The 23,202-nt window shown below is 61.9% G+C and carries 26 protein-coding genes, 2 tRNA genes and 1 pseudogene; 8 read left to right on the top strand and 21 right to left on the bottom strand.

Annotation, left to right across the window (positions count from 1 at the left end; genetic code table 11):
* The first annotated feature begins 58 nt into the window (after positions 1-58).
* From istA to NY023_RS10645, 3 genes are all read left to right on the top strand, one after another.
* The gene (istA, locus tag NY023_RS10655) at positions 59-1,558 is read left to right on the top strand and encodes an IS21 family transposase (protein ID WP_169725187.1); all 1,500 of its coding nucleotides are present in this window, start codon (positions 59-61) and stop codon (positions 1,556-1,558) included.
* Positions 1,551-2,351, top strand: coding sequence for an IS21-like element helper ATPase IstB (gene istB, locus NY023_RS10650; protein WP_013970780.1), 801 nt, complete (start codon positions 1,551-1,553; stop codon positions 2,349-2,351). The genes istA and istB overlap by 8 nt, the downstream gene beginning before the upstream one ends.
* Positions 2,352-2,533: 182 nt before the next feature.
* Positions 2,534-2,662, top strand: coding sequence for a hypothetical protein (locus tag NY023_RS10645; RefSeq protein ID WP_274378287.1), 129 nt, complete (start codon positions 2,534-2,536; stop codon positions 2,660-2,662).
* 57 nt (positions 2,663-2,719) lie between these two features.
* On the opposite strand, the pseudogene NY023_RS10640 reads toward NY023_RS10645, so the two are convergent.
* The 10 genes and pseudogenes from NY023_RS10640 to thrS all read right to left on the bottom strand — a co-directional run.
* Positions 2,720-2,997: pseudogene (locus NY023_RS10640) on the bottom strand (hypothetical protein); the annotation flags it as partial.
* Between the two features lie 292 nt (positions 2,998-3,289).
* Positions 3,290-3,366: transfer RNA gene (locus NY023_RS10635), tRNA-Pro, on the bottom strand.
* 114 nt (positions 3,367-3,480) lie between these two features.
* The gene (locus NY023_RS10630) at positions 3,481-3,837 is read right to left on the bottom strand and encodes a MerR family transcriptional regulator (protein WP_044046958.1); all 357 of its coding nucleotides are present in this window, start codon (positions 3,835-3,837) and stop codon (positions 3,481-3,483) included.
* The gene (gene ihfA / locus NY023_RS10625) at positions 3,818-4,120 is read right to left on the bottom strand and encodes an integration host factor subunit alpha (RefSeq protein WP_003250679.1); all 303 of its coding nucleotides are present in this window, start codon (positions 4,118-4,120) and stop codon (positions 3,818-3,820) included. Before ihfA ends, NY023_RS10630 begins: the two co-directional genes overlap by 20 nt.
* 4 nt (positions 4,121-4,124) lie before the next feature.
* The gene (gene pheT / locus NY023_RS10620; protein WP_013972007.1) at positions 4,125-6,506 is read right to left on the bottom strand and encodes a phenylalanine--tRNA ligase subunit beta; all 2,382 of its coding nucleotides are present in this window, start codon (positions 6,504-6,506) and stop codon (positions 4,125-4,127) included.
* Between the two features lie 31 nt (positions 6,507-6,537).
* A complete protein-coding gene (gene pheS, locus NY023_RS10615) occupies positions 6,538-7,554 on the bottom strand; it encodes a phenylalanine--tRNA ligase subunit alpha (protein WP_013972006.1) in 1,017 nt (338 codons plus the stop codon).
* A 109-nt stretch (positions 7,555-7,663) separates the two neighbouring features.
* Positions 7,664-8,020, bottom strand: coding sequence for a 50S ribosomal protein L20 (gene rplT, locus NY023_RS10610; protein ID WP_003250671.1), 357 nt, complete (start codon positions 8,018-8,020; stop codon positions 7,664-7,666).
* Positions 8,021-8,047: 27 nt separating this feature from the next.
* Positions 8,048-8,242 carry a 50S ribosomal protein L35 gene (rpmI, locus tag NY023_RS10605; protein ID WP_003250667.1) on the bottom strand — a complete coding sequence of 65 codons (195 nt, stop codon included), beginning with the start codon at positions 8,240-8,242 and terminating at the stop codon, positions 8,048-8,050.
* A 61-nt stretch (positions 8,243-8,303) separates the two neighbouring features.
* Positions 8,304-8,855: a translation initiation factor IF-3 gene (gene infC, locus NY023_RS10600; protein ID WP_013972005.1), complete on the bottom strand. Its 552-nt coding sequence runs from the start codon at positions 8,853-8,855 to the stop codon at positions 8,304-8,306.
* The gene (thrS, locus tag NY023_RS10595) at positions 8,855-10,777 is read right to left on the bottom strand and encodes a threonine--tRNA ligase (RefSeq protein ID WP_013972004.1); all 1,923 of its coding nucleotides are present in this window, start codon (positions 10,775-10,777) and stop codon (positions 8,855-8,857) included. Before thrS ends, infC begins: the two co-directional genes overlap by 1 nt.
* A gap of 338 nt (positions 10,778-11,115) precedes the next feature.
* Here thrS and NY023_RS10590 point away from each other — a divergent pair, with 338 nt between their 5' ends.
* Positions 11,116-11,421 carry a hypothetical protein gene (locus NY023_RS10590; protein WP_013972003.1) on the top strand — a complete coding sequence of 102 codons (306 nt, stop codon included), beginning with the start codon at positions 11,116-11,118 and terminating at the stop codon, positions 11,419-11,421.
* A 162-nt stretch (positions 11,422-11,583) separates the two neighbouring features.
* A complete protein-coding gene (locus NY023_RS10585; protein WP_003250656.1) occupies positions 11,584-11,796 on the top strand; it encodes a cold-shock protein in 213 nt (70 codons plus the stop codon).
* A gap of 223 nt (positions 11,797-12,019) precedes the next feature.
* Here the strand turns inward: NY023_RS10585 and NY023_RS10580 are convergent, their stop codons facing one another.
* On the bottom strand, positions 12,020-12,340 hold the full coding sequence (locus NY023_RS10580; RefSeq protein WP_003260961.1) for an I78 family peptidase inhibitor: 321 nt from the start codon (positions 12,338-12,340) through the stop codon (positions 12,020-12,022).
* A 276-nt stretch (positions 12,341-12,616) separates the two neighbouring features.
* On the opposite strand from NY023_RS10580, the gene NY023_RS10575 reads away from it, so the two are divergent.
* Complete coding sequence (locus NY023_RS10575; RefSeq protein WP_003260960.1) at positions 12,617-12,829, top strand: hypothetical protein; 213 nt, start codon at positions 12,617-12,619, stop codon at positions 12,827-12,829.
* Here the strand turns inward: NY023_RS10575 and NY023_RS10570 are convergent.
* The 7 genes from NY023_RS10570 to NY023_RS10540 all read right to left on the bottom strand — a co-directional run bounded on the left by NY023_RS10570 (position 12,801) and on the right by NY023_RS10540 (position 19,836).
* The gene (locus tag NY023_RS10570) at positions 12,801-13,802 is read right to left on the bottom strand and encodes a nucleoside hydrolase (RefSeq protein ID WP_044046957.1); all 1,002 of its coding nucleotides are present in this window, start codon (positions 13,800-13,802) and stop codon (positions 12,801-12,803) included. The genes NY023_RS10575 and NY023_RS10570 overlap by 29 nt on opposite strands.
* A gap of 164 nt (positions 13,803-13,966) precedes the next feature.
* Positions 13,967-14,365 carry a D-ribose pyranase gene (gene rbsD / locus NY023_RS10565; protein WP_013972001.1) on the bottom strand — a complete coding sequence of 133 codons (399 nt, stop codon included), beginning with the start codon at positions 14,363-14,365 and terminating at the stop codon, positions 13,967-13,969.
* Positions 14,362-15,270, bottom strand: a complete 909-nt coding sequence (gene rbsK, locus NY023_RS10560) for a ribokinase (RefSeq protein WP_013972000.1) — start codon at positions 15,268-15,270, stop codon at positions 14,362-14,364. The genes rbsD and rbsK overlap by 4 nt, the downstream gene beginning before the upstream one ends.
* Before the next feature lie 15 nt (positions 15,271-15,285).
* Positions 15,286-16,308, bottom strand: a complete 1,023-nt coding sequence (locus NY023_RS10555) for a LacI family DNA-binding transcriptional regulator (protein ID WP_044046956.1) — start codon at positions 16,306-16,308, stop codon at positions 15,286-15,288.
* Positions 16,309-16,312: 4 nt separating this feature from the next.
* Entirely contained in the window at positions 16,313-17,308 is a 996-nt protein-coding gene (locus NY023_RS10550; protein ID WP_013971998.1) for an ABC transporter permease, read from the bottom strand.
* Entirely contained in the window at positions 17,305-18,858 is a 1,554-nt protein-coding gene (locus tag NY023_RS10545; RefSeq protein WP_013971997.1) for a sugar ABC transporter ATP-binding protein, read from the bottom strand. The genes NY023_RS10550 and NY023_RS10545 overlap by 4 nt, the downstream gene beginning before the upstream one ends.
* Before the next feature lie 21 nt (positions 18,859-18,879).
* Positions 18,880-19,836, bottom strand: coding sequence for a sugar ABC transporter substrate-binding protein (locus NY023_RS10540; RefSeq protein ID WP_013971996.1), 957 nt, complete (start codon positions 19,834-19,836; stop codon positions 18,880-18,882).
* A gap of 406 nt (positions 19,837-20,242) precedes the next feature.
* Here NY023_RS10540 and NY023_RS10535 point away from each other — a divergent pair, with 406 nt between their 5' ends.
* Both NY023_RS10535 and NY023_RS10530 read left to right on the top strand, forming a co-directional pair.
* Positions 20,243-21,331: an asparaginase gene (locus tag NY023_RS10535; RefSeq protein WP_013971995.1), complete on the top strand. Its 1,089-nt coding sequence runs from the start codon at positions 20,243-20,245 to the stop codon at positions 21,329-21,331.
* Positions 21,332-21,456: 125 nt separating this feature from the next.
* Positions 21,457-21,699, top strand: coding sequence for a DUF1654 domain-containing protein (locus NY023_RS10530; protein WP_003260955.1), 243 nt, complete (start codon positions 21,457-21,459; stop codon positions 21,697-21,699).
* A 12-nt stretch (positions 21,700-21,711) separates the two neighbouring features.
* Here the strand turns inward: NY023_RS10530 and NY023_RS10525 are convergent, their stop codons facing one another.
* From NY023_RS10525 to NY023_RS10515, 3 genes are all read right to left on the bottom strand, one after another.
* Complete coding sequence (locus NY023_RS10525; protein WP_003260953.1) at positions 21,712-22,137, bottom strand: HD domain-containing protein; 426 nt, start codon at positions 22,135-22,137, stop codon at positions 21,712-21,714.
* A gap of 240 nt (positions 22,138-22,377) precedes the next feature.
* The gene (locus NY023_RS10520; protein WP_003260952.1) at positions 22,378-22,947 is read right to left on the bottom strand and encodes an SPOR domain-containing protein; all 570 of its coding nucleotides are present in this window, start codon (positions 22,945-22,947) and stop codon (positions 22,378-22,380) included.
* Positions 22,948-23,078: 131 nt separating this feature from the next.
* Positions 23,079-23,155 (bottom strand) — tRNA-Val (locus NY023_RS10515).
* Positions 23,156-23,202: the final 47 nt, after the last annotated feature.

The raw sequence follows: 23,202 nt of genomic DNA, 5'->3' as shown, positions 1-23,202 counted from the left end.
CCCAGGTGTTCCACTGCACCTGCTCAATTTTTGAGCAGGAGAACACAGGGTGATCAGCATGGAAATGATGGGCAAAATTCGGCGGATGTATTTCCGCGACAAGCTGTCGTTGCATGAGATAGCCAAGCGCACCGGACTGTCGCGCAACACCATCCGAAAATGGGTCAGAGCGCCGGAGTCCAAACAGCCGGTTTATCAGCGTCGAGCCGTGTTCAACAAGCTCAGTCCCTTTCACGAGATGTTGGAGCAAGCGCTGCGGGCTGATGCCTTAAGGGCCAAGCAACATCGTCGCAGTGCCAAGGCGCTGCTGGCCATGATCCGCGCTGAAGGCTATGACGGCGGCTACAGCCAGCTCACTGCCTTCGTTCGTCATTGGCGCGGAGAGCAAGGCAAGGCGGTACGGGCATTTGTGCCGTTGGCATTCGCCTTGGGCGAGGCCTTCCAGTTCGATTGGAGCGAGGAAGGCCTGCTGGTTGGCGGTGTTTTCAGGCGCGTCCAGGTCGCGCACATGAAGCTATGTGCCAGCCGAGCTTTCTGGCTAGTGGCCTATCCCAGCCAAGGGCATGAAATGCTGTTCGATGCCCATACCCGCTCATTCGCCGCCTTAGGTGGCGTGCCGCGTCGCGGCATCTACGACAACATGAAAACTGCGGTCGACAAGGTCTCCAAGGGTAAAGGCCGCACGGTCAATGCTCGCTTCATGGTGATGTGCTCGCACTACCTGTTCGACCCGGACTTCTGCAACGTAGCGTCCGGCTGGGAAAAAGGTATCGTCGAAAAGAATGTCCAAGACAGTCGGCGCCGCATCTGGCTGTCCGCCCGCGACAATACTTTCCATAGCTTCGAAGAGTTGAATGCCTGGCTTGCCCAGCGCTGCCGGGCTCTCTGGCATGAGCTGATTCATCCGCAGTACAACGGCCTTACCGTCGCAGAAGTCTTGGAATTGGAGCGCGTCGAAATGATGCCGATGCCGACGCCTTTCGACGGATATGTAGAACGCACGGTTCGCGTTTCCAGCACCTGTCTGATCAACGTGGCTCGCAACCGCTATTCAGTACCCTGTGAGCGTGTTGGCCAGTGGGTCAGCAGTCGGCTCTATCCCTCGCGAATCGTCGTGATTGCCGATGAGGGTGTGATTGCTAGCCATGAGCGCCTGTTTGATCGCGATCAGGTCAGCTACGACTGGCAACACTACATCCCCCTCATTGAACGCAAACCGGGGGCCCTACGCAATGGTGCCCCGTTTGCCGATCTGCCTAAGCCACTACGCCTGCTCAGGCGCGGGCTGCTGCGGAATCTACAGGGTGACCGGGTTATGACCCAGGTCTTGGCCGCCGTGCCCATCGCTGGCCTGGATGCTGTTCTCGTAGCGGTTGAGCTGGTTTTGGAGTCTGGCAGCCTGAGCGCTGACCACATCCTCAACATCGTGGCCCGTCTGACCGCTCGTGAAGCACCACCCTCGGTCGAAACCAACCTGCAACTGAACGTTACCCCTGTTGCCAATACCGCACGCTATGACCGGTTGCGCAGCACGGATGAGGAGGTGCGCAATGCGTGATCTCACAGAGGAACTCAAAGACTTACGCCTGCACGGCATGGCCGATGCCTGGGCAGAGCTGGCCGCACAAGGCGAATCTTCCACTGCGTCATCGAAATGGCTGATCGAGCATCTCCTTGATCAAGAGCACGCCGACCGAGCAGTACGCTCGGTGCATCATCAGATGAGCATGGCGAAACTGCCCATGCACCGTGACCTGGCTGGCTTCGACTTCGGTGTATCCAGCGCCGATGTCCGATTGATCAGGGAACTGTCCACTCTGGCCTTCACCGACACAGCGCAAAATGTGGTGTTCATCGGTGGCCCTGGCACCGGTAAAACGCACCTCGCTACTGCCTTGGCAGTGGCCGGCATCACCCAACATAACAAGCGTGTGCGTTTTCACTCCACAGTCGATCTGGTCAACCTGCTGGAGCGTGAAAAACATGAGGGCAAGACAGGGCGTATCGCCCGAGGACTACTGCGTGCAGATCTGGTAATCCTTGATGAGCTTGGCTACCTACCTTTCAGTCAGAGCGGCGGAGCCCTGCTGTTCCACCTGCTTTCGAAGCTTTACGAGCACACCAGCGTGATCATCACCACCAACCTCAGCTTCGCCGAGTGGTCGAGCGTATTTGGCGACGCCAAGATGACCACGGCCTTGCTCGACCGATTGACACACCACTGCCACATCGTCGAGACGGGGAATGAATCATACCGCCTGCAAAACAGCACCTTGGTGGCCAAGACCAAGATCCAGGCGAGGGAGCGCAGACGGCAGGATGTCGAGGAATCGGAGGACGACCCGTTTTGACCTCTTTGGGCTGGCCTTGCTGAGTGCAGGGTCAGCACTTTCACGACGCTGTCGACTGCTAGGCTTATCCACAATTGCCGGGGTCTAAATCGGCAAGCAGCCCTGGGTCATTTTTCAATCGGCAGGGTGGGTCAGTTTTCAATCAGCGCCGACACTCCACTGACAAGAAGCAGGTCAACGTCATGCTCTCGAAAGCAGTAATTGCCCAGCTGGATGCGCTAGCAGAGAAGCATGGCCTGAAACGCGCTCAAGTCATTGAAAGCCTGGTTAGGATGGAGGCCGATGCAGGCGTGTACCTGGCCGAAAGCTAGCCATTGGATCGTAGCAGCTGCCGTCTTGCGATTGCAGGGCAGCCCGGCCTCCCGCTAGTTGAGGCACAGCCGTGGAGTCCCTCTGCGGCCCCTGCGTACGCTGTATGCCTGAACGACCTGCCGATCCAGTTCGGTTCTTCACCAGTGCCACATTGACGCCCCACAAGAGCACCAGGCGCAGTAGCCACTGCGGACGATGCCCAACAAGCGGCACATAGCCCGACTCGGAAAGTGCGCAGCAGCCTTTTTACGATGGCCATCTCCTCAGCTTGCTCGGCCAAAGCCAGCGCTTCGTCCTTATAGGCTTGGGAATAGCGGGTGCGGGCCTGTTTCATCAAAAAGAGGGGGTGCCATTGCCCCCCTCGCGCCAGGTATCGCTTAACGGGGTGCACACCGGGACTGGGCAAGATCAGTCACCCCGAAGAGCAAAGCACCGGTACCCGAGCAGCAGAAAATCCAAGAGCTGGAAGCCAGGATCAACCGACCGGAACGGGAGAAAACGATCCTATAAAAACAATAGAGGATATCGGTGGGGCAAAAAGTGGGGCAAAAATAAGAGCACCAACAAAACCATCAGACATAAAAAAATCCAGTCACCGCTAAGTGACTGGATTTTCTAGGGTATTTTGGTCGGGACGGAGTGATTCGAACACTCGACCCCTTGCACCCCATGCAAGTGCGCTACCGGGCTGCGCTACGCCCCGACTGGGCTTTGAAGCATATTCTCAATCCTACCGAGAACGTTGAAGAATGTACCCTAACCTCCTGATAAATGAAAGCTTTTTCTCAAAAAATTTTCCATTCACCAGCAACCCAGGTCACTTCTTCAACACCACCAACACATCCTCCAACTCGACAATCATCTGCCGAATCAGCTGCTTGTACTGGCTAGACTCATCCTTGGCCTCATCACTGGAAAGCCTCAACCGAGCCCCGCCAATGGTGAACCCCTGTTCATAAAGCAGCGCACGAATCTGGCGAATCATCAGCACATCCTGCCGCTGATAATACCGCCGGTTCCCCCGCCGCTTCACGGGATTGAGCTGATCGAACTCCTGCTCCCAATACCGCAGCACGTGCGGTTTTACCGCACAAAGCTCACTCACTTCACCAATGGTGAAGTACCTTTTGCCCGGTATGGGGGGCAGTTCGTCGTTATGGCTTGGTTCCAGCATAGGCCTCAACCCGGGCCTTCAACTTCTGCCCTGGACGAAAGGTGACGACGCGCCGTGCGGTGATCGGGATTTCTTCCCCTGTCTTGGGGTTGCGGCCCGGCCGCTGGCGTTTGTCGCGAAGGTCGAAGTTGCCGAAACCGGACAGCTTGACCTGCTCGTTCTCTTCAAGTGCGTGCCGAATTTCTTCAAAAAACAGCTCGACCAGCTCCTTGGCCTCACGCTTGTTAAGCCCCAGCTCCTCGTACAGCCTTTCGGCCATCTCAGCTTTCGTCAGAGCACCCATGCCGTTATTTCCTTAACGTGGTGTTCAACCTTTGTTCGAGCGAGGTGAGGATGTTTTGCAGTGCGGCGTTCACCTCATCGTCGTTAAGAGTGCGCGATGGATGCTGCCAGGTCAAGCCGACGGCAAGGCTTTTTCTATCAGGATCAATGCCTTTACCTTGGTAGACATCAAACAGCCTGAGGTCTGTGAGCCATTCGCCTGCATTGTCACGAATTACTTCAAGCACCGAGCTAGAAGCTACATCACGTCCTGCAATCAAAGCCAGGTCGCGGCGGGTTTCCGGGAACTTGGACAGCTCGCTGAATTTCGGCAGGCGGCCTTCGACCACGTCGCCCAGCACCAGCTCGAACAGGAACACCGGGCGGTCCAGGTCCAGGGCTTTTGCCAGCTCTGGGTGGATGGCGCCGAGGTAGCCGACCAGCTTGCCGTCACGCTCGATGGCGGCGGTCTGGCCTGGGTGCAGGGCTGGGTGCTTGCCGGCGCTGAAGGTGAAGTCGCTCAGGGCGCCGGAGTAGCCCAGCAGGGCTTCCACGTCGGCCTTCACATCGAAGAAGTCGACGCCGTCGCGGCCGTTGGCCCAGCCTTCTGGCAGGCGGCTGCCGGTGACAACGCCGGCGATCATCGGCTGCTGCTTCAGGTCGCCGAGCTGGCCGACGAAGCGCAGGCCGCTTTCGAACAGGCGCACGCGGTCTTGCTGGCGGTTCAGGTTGTGCTGCAGTGCCTTGACCAGGCCCGGCCACAGGGACGCGCGCATGGCGGCCATGTCGCTGGAGATGGGGTTGGCCAGCAGCAGCGGCTCTACGCCCGGGCTGAACAGTTCGAACAGTTTCGGGTCGATGAAGCTGTAGGTGATGGCTTCCTGGTAGCCGCGGGCAACCAGCAGGCGGCGCAGGGTCGGCAGGTCACCGCGGGTTTCCGGCTTGCCCTGGGGGGCCAGGCGGGCTTGCGGGTAGCGAACCGGCAGGTTGTTGTAGCCGTACAGGCGGGCCAGCTCTTCGATCAGGTCCACTTCCAGGCTGATGTCGAAGCGGTGGCTTGGGACGTTGACGGTCCACTGCCCTTCCCCATCGCGAGTCGTGGTCAGTTCCAAAGCGTTGAGCAGTTGCTCGACCTGGGCTGGGTCCATTTCCATGCCGAGCATCTGAGTGATGCGTTCGGCGCGCAGGGTGACCGGGGCCACTTGCGGCAGGTGCTGCTCGCTGACGGCCTCGACGACCGGGCCGGCTTCGCCGCCGACGATGTCCAGCAGCAGCTGAGTGGCGCGCTCCATGGCTTCGCGGGCCAGCTGCGAGTCTACGCCGCGCTCGTAGCGGTGCGAGGCGTCGGTGTGCAGGCCGTAGGAGCGGGCTTTACCGGCGACGGAGATCGGCTCGAAGAAGGCGCTTTCCAGGAACAGGTCGCGGGTTTTTTCGGTGTTCACACCGCTGTGCTCGCCACCCATGACGCCGGCGATGGCCAGGGCGCGGGTGTGGTCGGCGATTACCAGGGTGTCGGCGCGCAGGGCAACTTCCTGGCCGTCGAGCAGGACGAGCTTCTCGCCCTCTTCGGCCATGCGTACGCGGATGCCGCCGTTGATTTCTGCCAGGTCGAAGGCGTGCATCGGCTGGCCGAGTTCGAGCATCACGTAGTTGGTGATGTCGACGGCGGCGTCGATGCTGCGCACGTCGCTGCGGCGCAGGCGTTCGACCATCCACAGCGGGGTCGGCTTGCTCAGGTCGACGTTGCGGATGACGCGGCCCAGGTAGCGTGGGCAGGCAGCCGGGGCGCTGACTTCGACCGGGCGCACTTCGTCGTGGGCAGCCGGTACGGCTGGCACTACCGGGCGGGTGACCGGGGTGTCGTACAGGGCGCTGACGTCACGGGCAAGACCTGCGATGGACAGGCAGTCGCCGCGGTTGGGGGTGAGGCCGATTTCGATGCTGGCGTCGTCCAGGCTCAGGTACTGGCGAATGTCTTCGCCAACCGGGGCGTCGGCAGCCAGTTCCAGCAGGCCGTCGTTCTCTTCGCTGATTTGCAGCTCGGCAGCCGAGCACAGCATGCCGAAGGACTCGACGCCGCGCAGCTTGGCCTTCTTGATCTTGAAGTCGCCTGGCAGTTCGGCGCCGATCATGGCGAACGGGATCTTGATGCCTGGGCGGGCGTTAGGGGCGCCGCACACGACCTGGAAGGTTTCCTGGCCGTTGCTTACCTGGCACACGCGCAGCTTGTCGGCGTCCGGGTGTTGTTCGGTGGCGAGGATTTCGCCCACGACGATGCCGCTGAACTGGCCGGCAGCGGGGGTAACGCTGTCGACTTCGAGGCCGGCCATGGACAGGCGGGCGACCAGTTCGTCACGGGAGACTTGCGGGTTTACCCAACCGCGCAGCCACTGTTCACTGAATTTCATGCTGTTCTCCTAGAATGTGCGTCGATTGGGCCTAGCGGAATTGGGCAAGGAACCGCAGGTCGTTATCGAAGAACAGACGCAAATCGTTGACGCCGTAGCGCAGCATGGCCAGGCGCTCGGCGCCCATGCCGAAGGCGAAGCCCTGGAACTCTTCAGGGTCGATGCCGGACATGCGCAGCACGTTCGGGTGCACCATGCCGCAGCCCATCACTTCCAGCCAGCCGGTCTGCTTGCACACGCGGCAGCCTTTGCCGGAACACATCACGCACTGGATGTCGACTTCGGCGGACGGCTCGGTGAAGGGGAAGAACGATGGGCGGAAACGTACCGCCAGTTCTTTTTCGAAGAACACGCGCAGGAACTCTTCGATGGTGCCCTTGAGGTCGGCGAAGTTGATATCGCGATCGATCAGCAGGCCTTCGACCTGGTGGAACATCGGCGAGTGGGTGATATCCGAGTCGCAGCGGTATACGCGGCCCGGGCAGACAATGCGGATTGGCGGCTGGGTGGACTCCATGGTCCGCACCTGCACCGGCGAGGTGTGGGTGCGCAGCAGCATGTTGGCATTGAAGTAGAAGGTGTCGTGCATCGCCCGGGCCGGGTGGTGGCCGGGGATGTTGAGCGCTTCGAAGTTGTGGTAGTCGTCTTCCACCTCTGGGCCTTCGGCAATGCCGTAACCGATGTGGGTGAAGAACTGCTCGATGCGCTCGAGTGTACGTGTGATCGGGTGCAGGCCACCGGTGGCCTGGCCGCGGCCTGGCAGGGTGACGTCAATGCATTCGGCAGCCAGGCGAGCGCTGAGCTCGGCTTCTTCGAAGGCGGCCTTGCGGGCATTGAGCACAACGGTAACGCGCTCTTTGGCGTCGTTGATCAGCGCGCCGACTTTCGGCCGCTCTTCGGCTGGCAGGTTGCCCAGGGTCTTCATCACCTGGGTCAGCTCGCCTTTCTTGCCGAGATAGTTCACCCGGATCTGTTCCAGGGTATTGATGTCTTCAGCGCGCTCCACGGCCTCTAGGGCTTGGGAGACCAACGCATCCAGGTTTTCCATGTACAGACTCCAGATACGAAAATAGGGGAAGAGCTTTGAAGGCTCTTCCCCTATCGATGACGTTCAATGCCCGACGGCGCTAGCGCCGCCGGGTGATTGTCGCGGGTACTTAAGCCAGAACGGCTTTAGCTTTCTCGACAATCGCAGCAAACGCCGCTTTTTCGTTCACTGCCAGATCGGCCAGAACCTTACGGTCGATTTCGATCGAAGCCTTTTTCAGGCCAGCAATCAGACGGCTGTAGGACAGACCGTTGGTGCGGGCACCGGCGTTGATACGAGCGATCCACAGTGCGCGGAACTGACGCTTCTTCTGACGACGGTCACGGTAGGCATATTGACCTGCCTTGATGACAGCCTGCTTGGCAACGCGGAATACGCGCGAGCGTGCACCGTAGTAGCCTTTAGCCAGTTTCAGAATTTTCTTGTGACGCTTACGAGCGATGACGCCACGCTTAACACGAGCCATGAGTAACTTCCTCTATCTAAACCAGAATTAACGTACGCGCAGCATGCGCTCGACTTTTGCCACGTCAGACGGGTGCAGCAGGCTGGCACCGCGCAGTTGACGCTTACGCTTGGTCGACATTTTGGTCAGGATGTGGCTCTTGAAAGCGTGCTTGTGCTTGAAGCCGGAAGCGGTCTTCAGGAAGCGCTTCGCAGCACCGCTCTTGGTTTTCATTTTTGGCATGTTGGAACTCCGCATTCGATAAAATTACACAATAATCATCAGGCCTGCCGTGCCCGGGAGATTACTTCTTCTTTTTGGGGGCGATGACCATCATAAGCTGGCGTCCTTCCATCTTCGGATGCTGCTCAACGGAGCCGTATTCGGCGAGGTCGGCTTCGACCCGCTTCAACAGCTCCATGCCCAGCTCCTGGTGGGCCATCTCACGGCCGCGGAATCTCAGAGAGATCTTGGCCTTGTCCCCATCGGTAAGGAAACGTACCAGGTTGCGTAGTTTTACCTGGTAATCCCCTTCTTCCGTCCCTGGACGAAACTTGATTTCTTTGATCTGGATCTGCTTCTGGTTTTTCTTGGCTTCGTTGGCCTGCTTCTTCTTCTCGAAGAGGTGCTTGCCGTAGTCCATCACCTTGCAGACGGGCGGTTGCGCGTCGGCGGAGATTTCCACCAGATCCAGCTTCGCTTCATCAGCGATACGAAGCGCTTCATCAATCGAGACGATGCCAATCTGCTCGCCGTCAGCGCCAATTAACCGAACCTCGCGTGCCGAGATATTCTCGTTGATCGGGGCTTTCGGTGCAGTTCGTTTATCGTTTCTCATTTCACGCTTAATAGTCATTACTCCGATTCTAGGCGACCGCGCTGGGCAACAGCGCTGTTGAGCAGCTGCGTGAATTCAGCCACCGGCATGGAGCCGAGGTCTTTGCCTTCACGGGTGCGTACGGCGACGGTCTGCGTTTCGACTTCGCGATCCCCTATAACCAAAAGGTACGGGACCTTGAGCAAAGTATGCTCGCGGATTTTAAAGCCGATCTTCTCATTTCTCAAGTCCGACTTGGCACGGAAACCGCTACCGTTCAGGGTATTTTCCACCTCGAGGGCGAAATCGGCCTGCTTGTCGGTGATATTCATGATCACGGCCTGGGTTGGGGCCAGCCAGGCCGGGAACACGCCGGCGTAGTGCTCGATCAGCATGCCGATGAAGCGCTCGAACGAACCGAGGATGGCGCGGTGCAGCATGACCGGGCGAACTCGGCTGTTATCTTCGGCGATGTAGCTGGCATCCAGGCGTTCTGGCAGGTTCGGGTCGTACTGCAGGGTACCGCACTGCCAGTTACGGCCGAGGCAGTCGCGCAGGGTGAACTCGATCTTCGGGCCGTAGAAGGCGCCCTCGCCCGGCTGGTATTCCCACTCCAGGCCCGATTCGTTCAAGGCGTCGGCCAGTGCGCCTTCGGCACGGTCCCACAGCTCTTCGGAACCCACGCGCTTGGCCGGGCGGGTCGACAGCTTCATGGCGATGTCGGTGAAGCCGAAGTCCTTGTACACGTCCAGGGTCAGCTTGATGAAGTCGGCGGCTTCTTTCTTTACCTGTTCTTCGGTGCAGAAGATGTGCGCGTCGTCCTGCACGAAGCCACGCACGCGCATGATGCCGTGCAGGGCGCCGGACGGCTCGTTACGGTGGCAGGCACCGAACTCGGCCAGGCGCAGCGGCAGGTCGCGGTAGCTCTTCAGGCCCTGGTTGAACACCTGCACGTGGCACGGGCAGTTCATCGGCTTGACCGCGTAGTCACGGCTTTCCGACGAAGTGGTGAACATGTTCTCGGCGTAGTTGGACCAGTGGCCGGAACGCTCCCAGAGAATGCGGTCGACAACCTGCGGGGTCTTGATTTCCTGGTAGCCGTTGACGCGCTGGACCTGGCGCATGTACTGCTCGAGTACCTGGTACACGGTCCAGCCGTTGGCGTGCCAGAACACCATGCCCGGGGCTTCTTCCTGCAGGTGGAACAGGTCGAGCTGCTTGCCGATCTTGCGGTGGTCGCGTTTTTCGGCTTCTTCGATGCGCTGGATGTACGCAGCCAGCTGCTTCTTGTCGGCCCAGGCGGTGCCGTACACGCGTTGCAGCTGCTCGTTCTTGGCATCACCGCGCCAGTAGGCGCCGGACAGCTTGGTCAGTTTGAATGCCTTGAGGAAGCGGGTGTTCGGCACGTGCGGGCCGCGGCACATGTCGACGTATTCTTCGTGGTAGTACAGGCCCATGGCCTGCTCGTCCGGCATGTCTTCGACCAGGCGCAGCTTGTAGTCTTCGCCACGGGCCTTGAACACGTCGATGACTTCGGCGCGCGGGGTCACCTTCTTGATGACGTCGTAGTCCTTGTCGATCAGCTCCATCATGCGCTTTTCGATGGCGGCCATGTCTTCAGGGGTGAAGGGGCGCTCGTAGGCGATGTCGTAGTAGAAGCCTTCGTCGATGACCGGGCCGATCACCATCTTGGCGGTCGGGTACAGCTGTTTCACCGCGTGGCCGACCAGGTGGGCGCACGAGTGACGGATGATCTCCAGTCCCTCTTCATCTTTAGGGGTGATGATCTGCAGGGTGGCGTCGTTGCTGATCAGGTCGCAGGCATCGACCAGTTTGCCGTCGACCTTGCCGGCCACGGTGGCCTTGGCCAGGCCGGCGCCGATGGAAGCGGCGACTTCGGCTACGGATACGGCATGATCGAACGAACGTTGACTGCCATCGGGAAGAGTAATAACGGGCATGGCGCCTCCTCTCCTAGTGGTGACCCCTACCAAAGGTCACGTGGGTTGGGATGAGCCAGTACAAGATCCGACCTGCCTTCCCGCAACGGGAAGCCTGCCTCACAGTGGCAGAAGCCTTTCGGCTTGCCAGGGACGAACCAGAGTGACTGGAAAGAAAAAAGATAGCTGCAAGCTGCAAGTTGTCAGCTGCAAGCCGGGCATGCTAGCACGCGGGTTGCACGCCAGGCAGAAATATTTGGAAATTACGCCGCAGCGGTGAACTAACGCGGAAAAATTCCTATCAGACCTTGGGAAGCAACCTACTCTTGATGAGACCTTAACCCAAGGAGTAATTGGTTATGCGAGTTCCGTCTCTTCTGGCCCTGGCGGCCGCTGGGGCCCTGCTGCTGCCCATGGCTGCGAACGCCGGCAACTTCCCGGCCGGGAAGGAAGCTGCCTACATGACCCAGTGCACGCAAGTGGCTCAAGGCCAAGGCGTTGACGCTGCGACCGCGAAAAAACACTGCGACTGTGGCGCGCAAACCATCAAAAAGAATTTCACCGACGCGGAAATTGCCGACCTCGACAGCAACGATGGCGTGGACGCCAAGCTGATGCAGAAGGCCCAGATGGTCGTGAAACAGGCCTGTGCACCGAAGAGCTGAAACCTTAAAGCCAGAGCAGACCAGCCATTCTTTGAGCTGGATCAACATCCTGCGAAGGTAAAAGGCGCTAGATGCGCAGAATTAGACTATGATGTGTTCCGTGCTCCGTAGCCTCGGCCGCATTGCACCACTGAAAAAACTAAATGTTCTGGAGATTCACCCATGTCCAATCGCCAACAAGGCACCGTCAAATGGTTCAATGATGAGAAAGGCTACGGCTTCATCACCCCAGCAGGCGGCGGCGACGACCTGTTCGTTCACTTCAAGGCCATCGAATCTGACGGCTTCAAGAGCCTGAAAGAAGGCCAGACTGTTTCCTTCGTCGCCGAGCGCGGCCAGAAGGGCATGCAGGCTGCACAGGTTCGTCCGGAGTAATTCGGATAGCTGTAAAAAAACCCGCCCTTGTGGCGGGTTTTTTTATGGGTGCTGCATGGGTTGAAGGGGTTGGCCCATGCGGGCGCGGCTTTTTTTGTGGGAGCGGCCTTGTGTCGCGAAAGGGGCGCGTAGCGGCCCCAGGGTTTCAGCTCTGCAGCCTATAATGCCGGGGCCGCTTTGCGGCCCTTTCGCGACACAAGGCCGCTCCCACAAGGACCGCGTATCAACCGCAGTTGACGCGAACCACCTTGCCCTGCTCGTCCACATTCAGGTTCAAGCGCTCGGAGCGGTACTCCAGGGTAACCACGTCGTGCGGCTTGAGAATGCGGGCCATCTGCGAGCCACTGGCCTTGCGCGCCTGCTCCAGCAGCTCGGCGCTGGCCGGCTTGCCAATGGCGAAATCGGCGCCGCTGGCTTCGCAGCGGCCATCGTTGCCTGCCGGCGTGGCTGGCGCAGCGCCACCAGCAGAATTGCCACCAGTGCTGCAACCAGCCAGGACAGCAGCCACCGCCAGGGTTGCCAGGTAAGCACGGGTACGGAACATGAAGCCTCCTAAATCGGTCCGGGAACTGTCTGATCCGACAGTTCCGCTGATCTTTTGTTGCAAAACCGGTCAAGTCTGCCTGAACTCGCCAGCCGAGGCGAAAACGCAATCGTGACCGGATTTTGCACAACCCGCTGCGTTTGCCATATGCTTAAGCCGCAAGGTCACTGACGCAAAGTCATGATTTAGTGCAAGAAGTGGAGCGCACCCCGCCTCCATCGAACACCAGGGTCAGGTGTTCGCCCCTTCGTCCCGGGCCCCAAGCGAGAGCCTTTCATGAGCAGCCACAGCATCGAAGCCGATATCAAGGTCAAATGGGCCGAAGGCCAGAGCGCGTACAGCCCTGGCACGCCGGAGGAGTTGCTGCTGATTGCCATCGACCTGCTGGTGCGCGATCGCGGCGCCGAGGCGGCACGCAGCTTCTTCGACCAGGTGTTCGAGCGCTACGCGCCGCACACGGCTATTCCAATCGCGCCAAACGGGCGCTGAGCAGGTCGAACAGGCCCTGGGCATCGCCCTCCTCCACCCACATCACGTTGGCGGGCTGCTTGAGCACGCCGTACCAGTCGGCAAGGGTCTGGCCGAAGCTGGGGCCTTCGCGGCTGTCGATGCTCATATGGATGCGCCGGCCGCTGAACAGCTCGGGCTTGAGCAGGTAGGCGATGACGCTGGCGTCGTGCACCGGGCCGCCGGGCATGCCGTACAGGTCCATGTCGTGGGTGATGTAGGCGTTGAGGATATCCACCACCCGTTTGCTGGCCTGGTTGTTCACCGCCGCCAGTTGCTTGAGGCGGGCGTCGCTGGTCAGCAGTTTGTGGGTGACGTCCAGCGGCAGATAGATCAGTTGCACGCCGCTGGCCAGCACCACTTCGGCGGCATGTGGGTCGGCATAGAGGTTGAATTCCGCCGCCGGGGTGATGTTGCCGCCGTTGAAATGGGCACCGCCCATGACCACCACCTGCTTGATGCCTTTGGCGATGTCCGGGCGCTGGATCAGCGCCAGGGCCAGGTTGGTCTGTGGGCCGAGCATGGCGATGGTGATGCTGTGGGGCTTGGCGGTGCCAAGGGTGTCGACCAGGTATTGCACGGCATTGCCTTGGGCCAGCGGCGCTTTCGGTTCGTGGACCTGGATGCCGGTGAGGCCTTCTTCGCCGTGCACGTCGGCGGCGTAGATCGGCTTGCGTACCAGCGGGCGAGCGGCGCCGGCGTACACGGGGATGTCTTCGCGGCCGGCCCATTCGCGGGCCAGGCGGGCGTTGCGCGAGGTCTTTTCCAGGCGCACGTTGCCGGCCACGGTCGTGATGGCGCGGATGTTGAGCTCGTCGGGCGAGGCCATGGCCAGAAACAGCGCGACCACGTCGTCGGCGCCGGGGTCGGTGTCGATGATCAGGTCGATGGGGGCGGCCTGGAGGGTGGTGGCTGCAACCATGAGGGCGATTCCTTGTAGCAGGGGTTTGAGCATGGGTGGCACTCCTGTTGCCTGGATTGGTATTCCTGATACACCGCAAATCCCTGTGGGAGCGGGTTTACCCGCGAAGAAGGCAGCGCGGTGGATGGCACCGGCTTCGCCGGTGTTCGCGGGTGAACCCGCTCCCACAGGGGTTCTGCACTGGCTAGGACGACGAGCTAGAAAGTCACGCCGGAAATCAGCGCGATGTTGCTGTAGGGCTGGCACTCGCCAGTACGCACTACCGCACGGGCACTGCGTGTCAATGCCTTGAAATCTTCATGGCTCAGCCATTCGCGCTTGCCCACCTTGCCCTTCAGCCGCTCGATCTCGACCAGCGCCGGCGGCACCACTTTCTGCATCTCTTCGGCCAGCACGTGGCGCTCTACCTGCAACTCGCTCAGCACAACCCGCAACACGCTGGCGAAGTCCGGCAAGCCAGGCGTGACGGCCAGGTCGATCAGTTCGACGCCCGGCGGCACCGGCAGCCCGGCATCGCCGATCACCAGGATGTCGCCATGCCCCATGCCGGCGATGGTCCGCGAGAGGGCAACGTTCAGCAGCGGGGTCTTCTTCATGGCGCAAGCTCCGCCAGGTAGGGAATCGACGGCTGGGCGCCGGCGCGGGTAACCGACAGGGCTGCGGCGCGCTGGCCGAAAGCGATGGCTTCGCCCTCCCCCAGGCCGCGCACCAGGCCAGCGGCAAAGCCGCCGATGAAGGTATCGCCGGCTGCCGTGGTGTCCAGCGGCTGCACCACCGGCGCGGGGAAGTGCTGGTGGCCCTGCGGGGTGACCAGCAAGGCCCCTTGCGCACCCAGGGTAATGATCACTTTGCCCGCGCCCAGCTGCAGCAAGCGCTCGCCGGCACGTCGGGCGCTGTCCAGGTCAGTCACCGCCACGCCGGTTAGTGCTTCGGCCTCGCTTTCGTTGGGCGTCAGGTAGTCGATGTGGGCGAACCAGTCCGCCGGCAAGGGGCCGGTCGCCGGCGCCGGGTTCAGGATTACCCGCTTGCCCAGCTCGCGCCCCCTGGCCAGGGTCCAGGCCACGGTGTCGGCCGGTACTTCCAGCTGGCAGATGATCACCTCGGCCGCCTGCAGCAGCGCATCGAACCGCTGCACCGACTGCGGCGTCAGCAGGCCGTTGCCACCGGGGATGATGACGATGCAGTTCTGGCTGGCGGCATCCACGGTGATCAGCGCCACCCCGCTGGACACGCCCTGGCAGGTGGTGACGCCCTGGCAGTCGATGCCTTCCACATACAGGGCCCGGTGCAGTTGTCGACCATAGTCATCGTCGCCAACGTTGCCGATCATCGCCACGCTGCCGCCCAGGCGCGCCACGGCCACTGCCTGGTTGGCCCCCTTGCCGCCCGGCACGGTGAAAAAGCTTTCGCCGGGGAGTGTTTCGCCGGCCCGGGGCAGGCGCTGCGCGCGGGCCACCAGGTCCATGTTGAGGCTACCGACCACCACAACCTTGGCATTCATGACATTTCCTTAGCATCAGCGGTAATCGTTGAACAGGTCCGGGCGCGGCCCGGTGGACTCGCGCAGCACAATGCGCGGGGCGACGATGCGTTGCTCTGCCACGCCCTGCCGGGGGGTGCCGATACGCGCCAGCAACAGCGACGCGGCGCTCTCGCCCAGCTCGCGAATCGACTGGCCCACCGTGGTCAACGGCGGGTACACGTAACGGCTGAGCTCGATGTCGTCGAAGCCGATCACCGACAGCTCGCCGGGCACGTTGATATTGCGTTCAGCCGCGGCACGCAGCACACCGAAGCCGATCATGTCGTTGCCGGCAAAAATCGCCGTAGGCCGCTTGCCCTCCAGCAGCCGGCCTGCGGCTGCATGGCCGCCGGGGCTGGTGAAATCGCAGTGCAGCACGCGGTCGTTGCGCACCGGCACACCGGCTTCGGCCATGGCGCGGCGGAAGCCGCTCAGGCGCAGCTGGGTCACACCGGTCTCGGCGGGGCCGCCGATATAGGCGATGTCATGGTGACCAAGTTCCAGCAGGTGCTGGGTGGCCAGGAAGGCGCCCTGCTCGTGGTCGATGCGCACCAGGTCGGCATCGACACCGTCCAGTTCGCGGTCGACGATCACCATGGGCGTGCGCACGCCAGCCAGGCTTTGCAGCAGGTCGCTGTCCTGCCCTACCGAAGCCACTACCAGGCCGTCGATGCGCTTTTCCAGCAGCACGCGCAGGTAGCTGCGCTGCTTTTGCGGGTTGTCGTCGGAGTTGCACAGGATCACGCAGTAGCCGTTGCGTTCGCAGGCGTCTTCGATGCCCCGCGCCAGCTCGGCGAAGTACGGGTTGACGCTGTTGGGTACCAGCAGGCCGATGGTGGCCGTGCTGCGCGCCTTCAGCGAGCGGGCCACGGCGCTGGGTACGTAGTCGAGTTCGGCGATGGCGGCTTCGACTTTCAACCGCACCTGCTCGCTGACCGGCCGGGTCTTGTTCAGCACATGGGACACGGTGGTGTAGGAAATGCCCGCCAGTGCCGCGACGTCTTTGATGGTTGCCATGTTTTCAGTTCCGCCGGCCTGCACGCCGGCTACGGTAAGTGTCGAGCACCACGGCGATGACGATCACCGCCCCGGTGATGATGCGTTTGGTCGGTTCGCTGGCACCGATCTGCGCCAGCCCTGCGGCCAGCACCGAAATGATCAGCACGCCAAAGAATGTGCTGATGACCGAGCCGCGCCCGCCCATCAGGCTGGTGCCGCCAATCACCACGGCGGCGATCACCTGCAGCTCCAGGCCGGAGCCGGCATTGGGGTCGGCGGCTTCCAGGCGCGAGATCTGGAACAGCGCGGCCAGGCCGGCGAGCAGGCCCATCAGGGCGAACACCAGCACCTTGTACGGGCGCGGGTCGATGCCGGCCAGGCGCACGGCCTCTTCGTTGGTGCCGATGCCGATCAGGTAGCGGCCGAACACCGTGCGGGTCAGCACCAACTGGGCCAGCACGATCACCAGCAAGGCGATGATGAACGCCGGCGAGATGCCGAATGCGATGGGGTTGGAGAACCAGGCATAGGCATCGCCGATATAGGCGGTGCGCGAGTCGGTGAACTGGTAGGCCAGGCCGCGGGCCATTTCCAGCACCCCGAGCGAAACGATGAACGACGGAATGCGCCAGGCCACGGTGACGCCGCCGGTGATGCTGCCGGCCATCGCGGCCACGGCCATGCCCAGCAGGGCTGAAGGCAGCACGCCCCAGCCCCAGCCGAGGATCGCCACACTGACCGTGGACGCCGCCAGCGCCAGTACCGAGCCCACCGACAGGTCGATGCCGCCGATGATCAGCACGAAGGTCATGCCCACCGCCAGTACCATCAGGTCGGGGATCTGGTTGGCCAGGGTACTGAAGGTGTTGTACGACCAGAAGTGGCTGCTAAGGAACGAGAACAGCACGATCATCGCCAGCAAGGCGCCGGCCAGGCCCAGGTAGGTACCCAGGCCAAGATAGGTGCCACTGCGGCGCACCGGTGCGGCGCCTTGGCTGTCGAACGGGGTGGTTTTCATGCATCCATCCTGGGAGCTGCTTCATGCAGCAGTGCGTCACGTTTCTGATAACCGGCAAAGGCCGCGGCCAGCAACTGGTCCTGGCTCCAATGGTCCCGCTCGAAGGTGTCGATCAGGCGACCGGCCGACAGCACGGCGATGCGGTCGCATATCAGCATCAGCTCGCGCAGGTCGCTGGACACCACCACCAGGGCCTTGCCCTGGCGCGCCAGCTCGGCCAGCAGGCCATAGATGTCGAACTTGGCGCCGACGTCGATGCCACGGGTGGGCTCGTCGAACAGCAGCACCTGGCAATCGCGTTCCAGCCAGCGGCCGATCACCACCTTCTGCTGATTGCCGCCAGACAGCTCGCCTACCACCTGCTGCGGGCCGGCACTGCGAATGCGCATGGCCTGGATCTGGCGTTCGGCCAATGCCGCTTCGGCTTCGCCATCGAGCACCCCGGCCCGTGATACCGCACCGAGGTTGCCCAGGGCGATATTCGCGCTGATCGACTGCGTCAGCAGCAGGCCCTCGCCTTTGCGGTCTTCGGTGATCAGCGCGATACCGGCCTGCACCGCAGCCTTGGGCGAGTCGATGGTGACAGCCTTGGGCGGCTGGCCGAGGGCGATGCTGCCGCTGTCGGCACGGTCGGCGCCGTAGATCAGGCGCAGCAGTTCGGTACGGCCGGCACCGATCAGGCCGGAAATGCCGAAGATCTCCCCTGCCCTGACCTCGAACGACACTTCACGCACCTTGTCGGCACGGCTGAGCCTGTCGACCTTGAGCAGCGCCGTGCCGATCTGCCGGCGGCCCAGGTCGATATGCTCGCCCAGCTCGCGGCCGACCATCAGGTTGACCAGTTCGGCGCTGCTGTAGCGCTGGATCGGTTCGTCGCACATCAGCTTGCCGTCGCGCAGCACGACGATGCGCTGGGCCACGCGCTGCAGTTCTTCCAGGCGATGGGAGATGTAGACGATGGCCACGCCACGTTGGCGCAGGCGCTCGATCTGGGTGAACAGCAGCTCCACTTCGCGCGCGGTGAGCATGGCGGTGGGCTCGTCGAAGATCAGCACATGGCAGTCGCCAATCAGGTTGCGGGCGATCTCGACCATCTGCTGATGGCCGATGCCCAGCTCGCCGACCGGGGTGTCCGGGTCGATGGCGTCGAGGCCGACCTGGGCCATGGCGGCCGTGGCCAGTTGGCGCAGGCGCTTCTGGCTGATCCAACCGAAGCGGCCGGGCAGGTTGTCGAGGAACAGGTTTTCCGCGACGGTCAGCGTGGGCAGCAGGTTGAGTTCCTGCATGACCATGCGCACGCCAAGGCGCTCAGCCTCGCTGCGGCTGCCAGGCGCGTAGGCCTGGCCGCGGTAGCGCATGTGCCCGGTGGTGGGGGTTTCCAGGCCACTGATGAGCTTGGACAGGGTGCTTTTGCCGGCGCCGTTCTCGCCGGTCAGGGCCAGCACTTCGCCGGCACGCAGGTTCAGGCTGACCTCGCCGAGCACGGGCTGGGCGTAGGTCTTGCCTAGGCCGCTGGCGGCGAGCACTACTTCGTTGGCCGATGCAGGCATGGCCGTTTCTCCTGCCAGCGATCAGGGCTTGGTGATGAGTTGGACCGGGGTCTGGATGACGTTGTCGGCATCCACGTCGGGTTTCTCGCCCTTGACCATTTTCAGCGCCGCCTGGATGCCGTACACCGCCTGCTGGCTGGCCGCCTGGTCGAGGGTTGCGAGCACACGGCCATCGGCGAGCATCGGCTTGATGGCGTTGATGTTGTCGTAGCCCACCACTTGCACCTGGCCGGTCTTGCCGGCGGCACGCACGGCCGACACGGCGCCCAGGGCCATGCTGTCGTTGCCGGCCAGCAGGGCTTTCAGGTCGGGGTATTCGTTGAGCATGGAGGCGGCGACGGCGTTGCCTTTGTCGATTTCCCAGTTGCCGCTCTGCACCGATACGATCTTGATCTGCGCGGCGTCCATGGCGTCCTTGAAGCCGGCGGTACGCTGCTGGGCGTTGGTGGTGGTCGGCACGCCTTCGATGATGCCGACCTGGTCGCCGGCCTTGAGCTTCTCGTTGGCCAGGTAGTCACCGACCAGGCGCGCGCCCTTGCGGTTGTCGGGGCCCACGAAGGGTACGCTGATGCCTTTGCTCTTGAGCAATTCAGGGTCCAGGCGGTTGTCGATGTTGATCACCACAACGCCCTGGTCCATGGCCTTCTTCACCGCCGATACCAGCGCCTTGGAGTCGGCCGGGGCAATGACCAGGGCCTTGGCGCCCGCATTGACCATCTGCTCGACGATGCGGATCTGCTCGCCGGTGTCGGTCTCGTTCTTGATGCCGTTGGCGATCAGTTCGAATTCATCGGCGTGGGCTTTCTGGTAATCCTTGGCGCCGTCTTCCATGGTGCGGAAGAACTCGTTGGCCAGCGACTTCATGACCAGGGCGACCTTGGGCTTGTCTTCGGCGTGGGCGGGAGAAAATGGCAGGGCCAGGGACAGCGAGGAAATGACCGCGAGGGCCAGCAGACGACCGGGGAACGGCAGTTTCATGGACGATGACTCCGAATCTTGTGTTTTTTGTCGGATCGCAAACGTTTGCGTTGCCTAACTATGGAAACAGGACCGGGGTTTGTCAAATCCGTTTGGCTGTCGGAGGTCAAGTCGAGCTTGGCGCAGTTTATCCGGATTTTTTCCGAAAAGCCGAACGTCTTTTCCTGCGTTTGTTCGGAATCTCGAATGGAACGCACCTTCATGTGGGGGCGGCCTTGTGTCGCGAAAGGGCCACAAGGCGGCCCCGGCAATGTGTGTTGTTGCGCCGGAATCCGGGGCCCCTGCGCGCCCCTTTCGCGACACAAGGCCGCTCCCACAAGGGCCGTGCGCGCAACTGGTACGAAACCTGCCTTGCACCCTGTGCGACAAAACAACCATCTCATTAGGAAGAGAGAGAACAATAACGATGAATGCCGCACTGAAAATCTTCGCCCCCAGCGCACTCGCCGTACTGCTGGCCATTCCAGCCACCGTTTCGGCCAAAGAGGCGGAAACCCAGCAGAAGCTGGCCAACGTGGTCATCCTCGCCACCGGCGGCACCATTGCCGGCGCTGGCGCCAGCGCTGCCAACAGCGCCACCTACCAGGCCGCCAAGGTGGGCGTCGACAAGCTGATCGCCGGCGTACCGGAGCTGGCCGACCTGGCCAACGTACGCGGCGAGCAGGTCATGCAGATCGCCTCTGAGAGCATTTCCAACGACGACCTGCTCAAGTTGGGCAAACGCGTTGCCGAACTCGCCGAAAGCAAGGACGTCGACGGTATCGTCATCACCCACGGCACCGACACCCTGGAAGAGACCGCCTACTTCCTCAACCTGGTGGAAAAGACCGACAAGCCGATCGTGGTCGTCGGTTCGATGCGCCCGGGCACCGCCATGTCCGCCGACGGCATGCTCAACCTTTACAACGCCGTGGCCGTGGCCAGCGACAAGCAGTCGCGCGGCAAGGGCGTGCTGGTGACCATGAATGACGAGATCCAGTCCGGGCGCGATGTCAGCAAGGCAGTGAACATCAAGACCGAAGCCTTCAAGAGCGCCTGGGGCCCGATGGGCATGGTGGTGGAAGGCAAGTCGTACTGGTTCCGCCTGCCGGCCAAGCGCCACACGGTCAACTCCGAGTTCGACATCAAGCAGATCAGCAGCCTGCCGCAGGTGGATATCGCCTATGGCTATGGCAACGTCACCGACACCGCCTACAAAGCACTGGCGCAGAACGGCGCCAAGGCACTGATCCATGCCGGTACCGGCAACGGTTCGGTGTCGTCGCGGGTGGTGCCGGCGCTGCAGGAGCTGCGCAAGAACGGCGTGCAGATCATTCGCTCGTCGCACGTCAACCAGGGTGGCTTCGTGCTGCGCAACGCCGAGCAGCCGGATGACAAGAACGACTGGGTCGTGGCCCACGACCTGAACCCGCAGAAAGCGCGGATTCTGGCGACGGTGGCGATGACCAGGACCCAGGACAGCAAGGAGCTGCAGCGCATCTTCTGGGAGTACTGATCGCCAGCCGCCCCCTGAAATGCAAACAGCCCCGCTGCCCTGGCGGGGCGTTTGCTGTCTGACTGTTGCGAAATTACTTACAGTGAAATACTGTATGCGCATACAGCAAAAACAAGGAAACACTTGTGTCCAGCACCGCCTCCGCCACCCCAAGCAGCTATGAACAACTGGGTATGCGCATTCAGAAAATCATCAACAGCCCCACTGCCCAGCGCAGCCGTGCGGCGTTGATCTTCCGTCTGGAGCAGGAAACCCCGGAAGATTGGGAAACCCTGCTAGAGGAAATCGCCGAAAACGATAACGTCACCCTCGCCCACCGCGACGATGGCGGCGTGCAGATTTTCTGGACGGTACCGAAGGAAGACTGACTGCATTCAGCCTCAAGCCAAGGCCTGCAGGTAGGCGCTGGCTTCGCGGTAACGCGCCAGCCGCGCCAGGTCGGTGGGGCCTGGGCACGGGATGCGCGAAAGGTCGCTGTTGTCGGCCAGATCGGCCAGCTTGACGGTGCGCGCCAGCGGGTCACCGCCCAGGCGCACCACGAAGTCCTGGTAGGCCTCGCCCTCACGGCGGCTGAGCGCCAGCAAGGCGGCAAGGATTTTCAGCGCGAAACCCTCGCGCGCCAGGTCGGACAGGGTCAGCGGGGTGTCTTCGATCACATCGTGCAGCACCGCGACAATCCGTTGTTCGGTTGTGGAAACCCGCATCATCACGCGTAGCGGGTGGAGGATATAAGCGGCCCCACCCTTGTCGTATTGCCCTTCATGCGCCCTGGCGGCCACGGCAATGGCCCGCTCCAGTGTAGACATGAGGCCCTCCCCGTTCGGCTTCTTCCTGACAAGCATAGCCAAAACTGTGCGGACAATGTCTAACGCGCGTGTGACTGCTCGAAATCCGGAAGCTGGCGCACGCCCTGTAGGAGCGGCCTTGCGTCGCGACGGGCTGCGAAGCAGCCCCGGGATTTCGGCATCACAGCAGATTCTGTGGGGCTGCTTCGCAGCCCGTCGCGACACAAGGCCGCTCCTACAGCCCCCACTCACACAGAGTTTTCAGCGCGCTGCGCCGTGCTGAATCACCACCGAATCGGTACCCAGCTTGGCCATCACCTCGGCCTTGCGCGCTTCGGCTTCCTCACGGGTGGGGAATGGCCCCATCAGCACCACCGGCTTGCCGTCGCGGTACTCCACCGAGGACGGGATGCCCTTTTCGATCAGGCGTGCGGTCATGTCGCTGAGCGCGCCCATGTTTGCACCCTGGATCACTTCCACATCCCAGCCTTGCGGGGCCGGCTGGCCAGCCAGGGCCTCGGCGCGGCGCTGCAGCTCGGCGCCGCCGCACATCTCGCGGATGCGCAGGTTGTTGCCGCTGTCGTCGACGATGATTTCGTACTGGCCATCGCGCTTGATGGCCACGTAGCTGCGGTAGGCCTCGTACTGCCCGGCATCATCCTTGCCACGGACCTGGCCACAAATGGTGCCCTGGGTGTCGATCCGAACGTTGCCGAACTTGGCGGTCTTGGGGTTGTGCAGGTGTTCGGCCACCTGTTTGTGCACGCCTTCGACCTCGTTCTCACAGCCCGCCAGGGCGAGCACTGCCATTACCACAGCCAGTTTGCGCACGCGTGTACCTCCAGATTCGAAGGGGCGGATTCTAGCACGCCGGGCAATGCCCCGAACCGCGACCAAACGTTACACGCTGCTTCATGCGCACAGCAAAAAGGGCGATCATTACTGATCGCCCTTTTTCGATTTGGTAGGCACAATTGGACTCGAACCAACGACCCCCACCATGTCAAGGTGGTGCTCTAACCAACTGAGCTATGTGCCTGTCGTGTGGTGCGCATATTAGTGATCAAATGCGTACCTGTAAAGCGT

Source organism: Pseudomonas sp. NBB, assembly GCF_032701105.1.
GTDB lineage: Bacteria > Pseudomonadota > Gammaproteobacteria > Pseudomonadales > Pseudomonadaceae > Aquipseudomonas > Aquipseudomonas asiatica.
This window is presented reverse-complemented; position numbering and strand designations above follow the sequence as displayed.

Bases quoted from the DNA above. Each gene is read 5' to 3' on its own strand.
- NY023_RS10585 (WP_003250656.1), top strand. From the start codon at position 11,584: ATGTCCAATCGCCAACAAGGCACCGTCAAATGGTTCAATGATGAGAAA.
- thrS (WP_013972004.1), bottom strand. From the start codon at position 10,777: ATGCCCGTTATTACTCTTCCCGATGGCAGTCAACGTTCGTTCGATCAT.
- NY023_RS10645 (WP_274378287.1), top strand. From the start codon at position 2,534: ATGCTCTCGAAAGCAGTAATTGCCCAGCTGGATGCGCTAGCAGAGAAG.
- NY023_RS10540 (WP_013971996.1), bottom strand. From the start codon at position 19,836: ATGAAACTGCCGTTCCCCGGTCGTCTGCTGGCCCTCGCGGTCATTTCC.
- NY023_RS10545 (WP_013971997.1), bottom strand. From the start codon at position 18,858: ATGCCTGCATCGGCCAACGAAGTAGTGCTCGCCGCCAGCGGCCTAGGC.
- NY023_RS10570 (WP_044046957.1), bottom strand. From the start codon at position 13,802: ATGCTCAAACCCCTGCTACAAGGAATCGCCCTCATGGTTGCAGCCACC.
- NY023_RS10535 (WP_013971995.1), top strand. From the start codon at position 20,243: ATGAATGCCGCACTGAAAATCTTCGCCCCCAGCGCACTCGCCGTACTG.
- infC (WP_013972005.1), bottom strand. From the start codon at position 8,855: ATGACTATTAAGCGTGAAATGAGAAACGATAAACGAACTGCACCGAAA.
- NY023_RS10580 (WP_003260961.1), bottom strand. From the start codon at position 12,340: ATGTTCCGTACCCGTGCTTACCTGGCAACCCTGGCGGTGGCTGCTGTC.
- istA (WP_169725187.1), top strand. From the start codon at position 59: ATGGAAATGATGGGCAAAATTCGGCGGATGTATTTCCGCGACAAGCTG.
- pheS (WP_013972006.1), bottom strand. From the start codon at position 7,554: ATGGAAAACCTGGATGCGTTGGTCTCCCAAGCCCTAGAGGCCGTGGAG.
- NY023_RS10555 (WP_044046956.1), bottom strand. From the start codon at position 16,308: ATGGCAACCATCAAAGACGTCGCGGCACTGGCGGGCATTTCCTACACC.
- NY023_RS10550 (WP_013971998.1), bottom strand. From the start codon at position 17,308: ATGAAAACCACCCCGTTCGACAGCCAAGGCGCCGCACCGGTGCGCCGC.
- rpmI (WP_003250667.1), bottom strand. From the start codon at position 8,242: ATGCCAAAAATGAAAACCAAGAGCGGTGCTGCGAAGCGCTTCCTGAAG.
- NY023_RS10525 (WP_003260953.1), bottom strand. From the start codon at position 22,137: ATGTCTACACTGGAGCGGGCCATTGCCGTGGCCGCCAGGGCGCATGAA.
- NY023_RS10590 (WP_013972003.1), top strand. From the start codon at position 11,116: ATGCGAGTTCCGTCTCTTCTGGCCCTGGCGGCCGCTGGGGCCCTGCTG.
- NY023_RS10575 (WP_003260960.1), top strand. From the start codon at position 12,617: ATGAGCAGCCACAGCATCGAAGCCGATATCAAGGTCAAATGGGCCGAA.
- ihfA (WP_003250679.1), bottom strand. From the start codon at position 4,120: ATGGGTGCTCTGACGAAAGCTGAGATGGCCGAAAGGCTGTACGAGGAG.
- rbsK (WP_013972000.1), bottom strand. From the start codon at position 15,270: ATGAATGCCAAGGTTGTGGTGGTCGGTAGCCTCAACATGGACCTGGTG.
- rplT (WP_003250671.1), bottom strand. From the start codon at position 8,020: ATGGCTCGTGTTAAGCGTGGCGTCATCGCTCGTAAGCGTCACAAGAAA.
- NY023_RS10630 (WP_044046958.1), bottom strand. From the start codon at position 3,837: ATGCTGGAACCAAGCCATAACGACGAACTGCCCCCCATACCGGGCAAA.
- istB (WP_013970780.1), top strand. From the start codon at position 1,551: ATGCGTGATCTCACAGAGGAACTCAAAGACTTACGCCTGCACGGCATG.
- rbsD (WP_013972001.1), bottom strand. From the start codon at position 14,365: ATGAAGAAGACCCCGCTGCTGAACGTTGCCCTCTCGCGGACCATCGCC.
- pheT (WP_013972007.1), bottom strand. From the start codon at position 6,506: ATGAAATTCAGTGAACAGTGGCTGCGCGGTTGGGTAAACCCGCAAGTC.